This window comes from Fulvivirga aurantia, from assembly GCF_009711475.1.
Lineage (GTDB): Bacteria > Bacteroidota > Bacteroidia > Cytophagales > Cyclobacteriaceae > Fulvivirga > Fulvivirga aurantia.
Window position 1 is genome coordinate 1 of the sequence record NZ_SMMD01000718.1, and the last position, 6260, is coordinate 6260.

7 protein-coding genes are annotated in these 6260 nt (G+C 39.4%); 6 read left to right on the plus strand and 1 reads right to left on the minus strand.

Translation table 11 applies throughout. The annotated features are described in order from the left end of the window. The 6 genes from E1176_RS08130 to rodA all read left to right on the plus strand — a co-directional run. Nucleotides 1–947: rod shape-determining protein (locus E1176_RS08130; RefSeq protein WP_155210115.1), on the plus strand; the 947-nt coding region annotated here is incomplete at its 5' end. A 45-nt stretch (nt 948–992) separates the two neighbouring features. Then, complete coding sequence (locus E1176_RS08135) at nt 993–1262, plus strand: MreC domain-containing protein (protein WP_155210116.1); 270 nt, start codon at nt 993–995, stop codon at nt 1260–1262. Continuing rightward, on the plus strand, nt 1213–1833 hold the full coding sequence (mreC, locus tag E1176_RS08140; RefSeq protein ID WP_155210117.1) for a rod shape-determining protein MreC: 621 nt from the start codon (nt 1213–1215) through the stop codon (nt 1831–1833). Before E1176_RS08135 ends, mreC begins: the two co-directional genes overlap by 50 nt. After that, nucleotides 1826–2347, plus strand: coding sequence for a Rod shape-determining protein MreD (locus E1176_RS08145; protein WP_246205969.1), 522 nt, complete (start codon nt 1826–1828; stop codon nt 2345–2347). The genes mreC and E1176_RS08145 overlap by 8 nt, the downstream gene beginning before the upstream one ends. After that, nucleotides 2344–4149, plus strand: a complete 1806-nt coding sequence (locus E1176_RS08150) for a penicillin-binding transpeptidase domain-containing protein (protein WP_155210118.1) — start codon at nt 2344–2346, stop codon at nt 4147–4149. The genes E1176_RS08145 and E1176_RS08150 overlap by 4 nt, the downstream gene beginning before the upstream one ends. Further along, nucleotides 4146–5417, plus strand: coding sequence for a rod shape-determining protein RodA (gene rodA, locus E1176_RS08155; protein WP_155210119.1), 1272 nt, complete (start codon nt 4146–4148; stop codon nt 5415–5417). The genes E1176_RS08150 and rodA overlap by 4 nt, the downstream gene beginning before the upstream one ends. Here rodA and E1176_RS20605 read toward each other — a convergent pair. Next, nucleotides 5418–6260, minus strand: an 843-nt coding sequence (locus E1176_RS20605) for a hypothetical protein (protein ID WP_185152703.1), incomplete at its 5' end; no start/stop codon positions are given. It abuts the gene before it with no gap.

Genomic DNA, 6260 nt, shown 5'->3' on the forward strand with positions numbered 1-6260 from the left:
AAATTGTAGTTGACGAACCGTCAATAATTGCTATTGACAAAAATACTAATAAGGTATTGGCGATAGGCCGTGAGGCCATGCAGATGCATGAAAAAACTCACGAAAATATAAAGACTATACGTCCGCTTAAGGATGGTGTAATTGCCGATTTCCACGCTGCAGAACACATGATCAGAGGTATGATCAAAATGATCGACAGCGGGAAGAAGTTTTTTCCGGCATCTCACCGCATGGTGATTTGTATTCCGTCAGGTATCACTGAAGTTGAAAAAAGAGCGGTACGTGACTCAGCAGAGCACGCGGGTGCTAAAGAAGTTTATATGATACACGAGCCTATTGCTGCGGCCATAGGTATTGGTGTAGATATCGAAAGACCGGTAGGGTCAATGGTAGTTGATATCGGAGGTGGTACCACAGAGATTGCAGTAATAGCACTTTCTGGTATTGTATGCGACCAGTCAATAAGAACAGCCGGAGATACATTTAATAGAGATATTCTCGATTATATGAGAAGGCAGCATAACCTGCTTATTGGTGAAAGATCTGCTGAAAAGGTAAAAATAGAAGTAGGTTCTGCTCTTACCGAGCTCGATGACGGACCTGAAGATTACGAAATCAGAGGTCGTGATTTGATGACAGGTATACCTAAAGTAATCAAGATTTCTTATTCTGAGATCGCCTTTGCACTCGACAAGTCAGTGTCTAAAATTGAAGAAGCGGTGCTCAAGGCATTGGAGATTTCTCCTCCTGAGCTTTCTGCTGATATCTATGATAATGGAATTCATTTAACTGGTGGTGGTGCTTTGCTTAGAGGTCTCGATAAGCGACTAGCTCTTAAAACCAAACTTCCTATACACGTAGCAGACGATCCGTTAAGAGCTGTTGTACGTGGTACCGGATCTGCGCTTAAGAATCTAAATTCTTTCAGAGCAGTATTGATGACCTGATCTTAGTTGGCTACTTTTTTCGATAATGTTATCAACGCAAATTAAATGCAAAGATTATTTCTGTTTCTTTATCAGTACAGAGCTTTTCTCACTTTTCTATTTTTAGAGATAGTTTGTAGTTGGTTAATTATTCAAAATAATTCTTACCAGGGAGCCAGATACTTCAATTCATCAAATAGGTTAGTAGCTGGCTTATTGTCTACTTCTAATAGTATCACAAACTTTTTCGATCTTACGAGAGTAAACGAAGAGTTAGCCCAGGAAAATGCAGAGCTTAAAACTAAGCTACGCCAGCTCAACGAAAGCCTTATTTAACCCTGATATTGAACTTTTAAGTGATATTGATATCATCACCAAGTATGAGTTTGATCGGGCGAAGGTAATCAACAATTCTACCAGACGATTTAATAATTACATTACGATAAATAAGGGCCGTGAAGCGGGCATTGAACCAGACATGGCTGTTATCGATAATGATGGGGTAGTTGGTAAAGTTAAGAGTGTATCCAAACACTTTTCTGTAATTACATCAATACTACACAGCGATGTATTGGTTTCTTCTAAGATTAAACGAACTGGCGATTTATCTACGACCAAATGGGGCGGGCAAGATCCTTACATGGCTAAATTGCTGTATGTACCGCTGCATGTTGATTTACAAGAAGGTGATACTGTAGTGACCTCAGGTTATAATGCTATTTTTCCGGAAGGGATACCCATAGGGATAATCAAATCTTTTGAGACGAGAAAAGACGCGCAGTTTTATGATGTTGAAATGGAGCTGGCCAGTGATTTAAATGAGCTCTCATATGTATATATAATTAGAAACAGGCTTAAGATCGAACAAGATTCTGTAGAGACTGCAACAATGGAACTCAATGATTAAGAAAGGTTTAATTGTAAGTATTATATCGTTTTTTCTGTATGTATTTGTGCAGGTGCTGTTGCTTAAGAATGTAGTAATTTTCGACAAAGGCTTCTGTTTTATCTATATAGCCTTTTTATTACTGCTACCTGTAGAAACCAACGTAGTGCTACTTATGGTACTGGGATTTATTACGGGTTTTACTGTAGACACTTTTTACGATAGTTTGGGAATTCATGCGAGCGCTTCGGTGTTTATTATGTTCATAAGAAACTACTGGCTCAATTTAATTACGCCTCAAGGTGGTTACGATTTAGGCTCTGTACCATCTATCAGGTTAAATGGTATGCAATGGTTTAGTTTTTACGTACTTCCATTGATTTTTGTGCACCATTCTATCTTGTTTTTTGTTGAGTCTGCTGGTTTTGGTCTATTTGGTTTTACATTAAGTAAAATATTCTTTAGTACACTATTTACTTTTGTGGTGATTATCATCACTCAGTACCTTTTTTATAATAAGAGGAGAGGCATATGAATCAATCAAGGAGATACATTATACAGCTGGTCATGATCCTGACCGGTCTTATATTCCTTGTAAAATTATTTTCTATTCAGGTACTCGACAGCAAATATGCTGAGGCTGCAACTAGTAACATTATCCATAGGGTAATTGAGTATCCCTACCGAGGTCTTGTCTTCGATCGTAATGGTAAACTAATAGTATACAACACCCCGCAGTATAATTTGATAGTGGTGCCCACTGAGGTGAAAAATCTCGATACCGCTAAATTTTGTGAGGTTTTCAATATCGAAAAAGAGGTCTTCATAGAGAAAATGGAGGAGGCCAAAGATTTTTCTTATGTACAACCCTCGATATTTATCAAGCAATTGTCAAATCAAGACCTGGCGTATGTTCAGGATTATATAGTTGACTTCCCGGGGTTTGATATCCAGCCTAGAACCACCCGCGCTTACGCTCAGCCTATAATGGCTAATGCCCTTGGTTATGTAAGTGAAATAAATAAAAATCAGCTCAAAAGAGATACCCTGGACTACTACAGACAGGGCGATTATATCGGTCAAAGTGGTTTAGAAGCTTATTACGAAAAACAGCTTCGGGGACGAAGGGGAGTAAAATTTAAAGTAAAGAATGTAAGAGGAATTGAAAAGGGGCCATATGAAGATGGAGAGTACGATACACTTTCTATTCCTGGACGTAATTTGGTTTCTACAATTGACCTCGATTTACAAGCCTATGGAGAAGATCTACTACAAGGCAAAAGTGGGTCGATTGTAGCCATAGAGCCAGCCAGTGGCGAAATATTATCTTTGGTTTCAGGTCCGTCTTATGATCCAAGCCTACTCACAGGACGAAAGTATAGTCAAAACTTTTCTCGTATAAGCAGTGATACGCTCAAGCCGTTATTTAATAGACCTTTGATGGCACAATATAGGCCGGGATCTATTTTCAAAATCATACAGGCAATGGTAGCACTGCAAGAGGGCGTTATTAACCCTTCTACCAGAATTGTCTGCAATAGAAGTATTATAGGTTGTCATGGTCCTCACTCATTTGAAGATCTGGAAGGAGCGATTAAGCACTCTTGTAATCCGTACTTTCATAATGTAATGAGGCGTGTGGTTAATCAAGGTGTATCTGACGATACGTATGAAGATACCAGAATCGGATTGGCCAAATGGAGAAAACATGTCGAGAGTTTTGGACTTGGCTCACCTTTGGGAATTGATTTGCCAAATGAGAAAAGTGGTATGGTGCCGAGTGTGGAGTATTATGATCGAGCCTATCGCGGAGAGCCATGGAAGTATAGTAATATATACTCAATTGCAATTGGTGAAGGAGAAAATCTGGTAGTGCCTCTGCAGATGGCAAACTTTGCAAGCATAGTGGCTAATAGAGGGTATTATTATATCCCTCATTTAGTAAAATCTATTGGTGATAATGGCAGTCCGCTGCCAAAGTACCAGGAGAAGCACTATACATCAGTTGACCCTAAGCACTTTGATGTAGCGGTAGAAGCTATGGCAAGTGTTGTGGAGTCAGGAACGGGCCAATATCGAGCAAAACTCAAAGATATTGTAGTCTGTGGCAAAACAGGTACAGTACAAAATGATCCTATGCCTGACCATTCTGTGTTTATTGCTTTTGCGCCAAAAGATGATCCTAAAATTGCGGTGTCTGTATATGTGGAAGACGCAGGGCAGGGTGCTAGAGCAGCAGCATCAATAGCTAGTCTGATGATTGAAAAGTATCTTCTTGGGGCCACAGAGCGGCCTTTTATCGAAGAGTATGTTAAGAAAGGAGAGTTTTTATATTGAGAAGAGGAGATAGCATATTATCAAAGTTGGATTGGGTAACAGTATTGCTGTTTTTCCTAATTGTAATTATGGGTTGGCTAAACATATTTGCTGCCGTTTATGATGAGTCTACCAATCCAAGCATTTTCGATCTCAGTCTCAATAGTGGTCGTCAATTGATGTTTATTGCCACATCCTTTATTTTGATTATTACCATCATGGTAATAGACTTTAAGTTTTTTGATACGTTCGGTTATTTCATTTTTGGAGGCATAATCTTCTTACTCATATTTGTTCTCTTGTTTGGTAGAGAGGTTGCCGGTTCAAAATCATGGTTTGAGATCGGGGCATTTAGGCTCCAGCCTTCAGAGTTTGCCAAGTTTGCCACTGCTTTGGCTGTCGCTAAATTTATTGGTGACACCAACTTTAGAATGGATAGAATTAAAAATCAGGCGTTACTTTTCGGTATTATTGGGCTGCCGGCTATCCTTATTATTTTGCAAGGTGATACTGGTACGGCCTTGGTTTACTCCGTATTCTTGTTGGTGTTTTTTAGAGAGGGCATGTCGCCAATTCTACTACTTTTAGGTACAGCCGCTGCAATAATTTTCATTCTTACATTATTGGTGAGCAATCACCTGTATCTATATGGAGGCATCGCAATCATTGCGGCCGTTATAATTATATTCGGTAAGAAAAGCATTAGAAATATAGCCCTCACATTGGCGGGTGCTATTGTAATAGCCGGGGTCATTCGTAGTGTAGATTATGTGATTACGGATGTGCTAAAACCCCACCAGCAAAATAGAATTAAAGCATTGATCAATCCGGATGCAGATCCTTTGGGCTACGGGTGGAATGTAACTCAATCTAAAATAGCCATTGGTAGTGGGCAGTTTTTTGGTAGAGGCTATCTCAACGGTACGCAAACAAAATATGATTTTGTGCCGGAGCAAAGTACGGACTTCATCTTTTGTACCATTGCCGAGGAGCACGGTTGGCTCGGTAGTTTTGTGATTATTGGCCTGTTTGTAACGTTTTTATTGCGGATAATTTTTATAGCCGAGCGGCAAAAATGGCGCTTTGCCAGGGTTTATGGCTATGGGGTGGCCTGTATTATTTTCTTCCATTTTGCAGTTAACATAGGTATGACTATCGGCCTCTTTCCGGTCATAGGGATTCCGCTACCCATGTTTAGCTATGGGGGCTCCTCACTATGGGCATTTACTATACTCATCTTTATACTTATTAAGCTAGATGCGCACAGAATGCAAGTTTTAGTGAGGTAATCACGCCAACCTTTTAGACACTATCTCCATAAACTCCTCAACTTCTTCACTTTCATTGTCCCAGTTTGGGTATTCTTCAGATAAATACTGAAAGGCACTTTGTTGGTTGTTAAAACTTTCTAGCTCTGATAATGTCTGTTTAAATTTTTCTTCATTCCCATCAAACAGGGCCCTAATAAACATAAATCGTTGATTAATACTTAAGTGCTTATGGATGTCTGTGATTTTCTGTTTTTGATGAATGTCTGCGATAGTAGGCTTTGATTCATCGGCTAATCGATCGTTAAGCACCTGTGTCGGAGTGTCATACTGCTCATTTATGAGTGAAGATTTATGAGCTGTTTCCTCCTTATCCTTTTTATCAGACTTTTTATCTGGATTTTGTTCATCGTCAGAGCTGATCTCCCCATAAATTACGCTTTGATCAAGAGGTAGCAGGCTTGATAACTGATTTAAATAATTGTCAACGTCCTCAGGTGTCGCATTTGTATTAGCAAAAACTTCAGCTAGGTTTTTATTGATATTCTCAGGGCCTACAGATGTAGTACCACTGGCTTCCAGACGCTCAATGAGTGACACGATTATGTTTTTGTTGATTTTCACATACTTGGCCAATGTTTTTAGATCACTCATGGTCAACTCCTCTTTGGTGTTGAGCTGATGCATGTAAAAATCATAAGGGGAGAAAATGAGCAGCAAGGTCTCTTTTATAGCGTCACGCAGCAAAGGCAGAAGGTGTATTTGACCAACAGCAATGTTTTTGGAAAGAAGATTCATGAAATTATTCAATGCCTTCTTCACCTCAGGGTTTTCATAATCAAAGTATGGGCTTTTTATTTTTTT

What these genes read in the sequence shown, in the direction of transcription:
- E1176_RS08135 (WP_155210116.1), top strand. Translation starts at nt 993, where the DNA reads ATGCAAAGATTATTTCTGTTTCTTTATCAGTACAGAGCTTTTCTCACT.
- mreC (WP_155210117.1), top strand. Translation starts at nt 1,213, where the DNA reads ATGCAGAGCTTAAAACTAAGCTACGCCAGCTCAACGAAAGCCTTATTT.
- E1176_RS08145 (WP_246205969.1), top strand. Translation starts at nt 1,826, where the DNA reads ATGATTAAGAAAGGTTTAATTGTAAGTATTATATCGTTTTTTCTGTAT.
- E1176_RS08150 (WP_155210118.1), top strand. Translation starts at nt 2,344, where the DNA reads ATGAATCAATCAAGGAGATACATTATACAGCTGGTCATGATCCTGACC.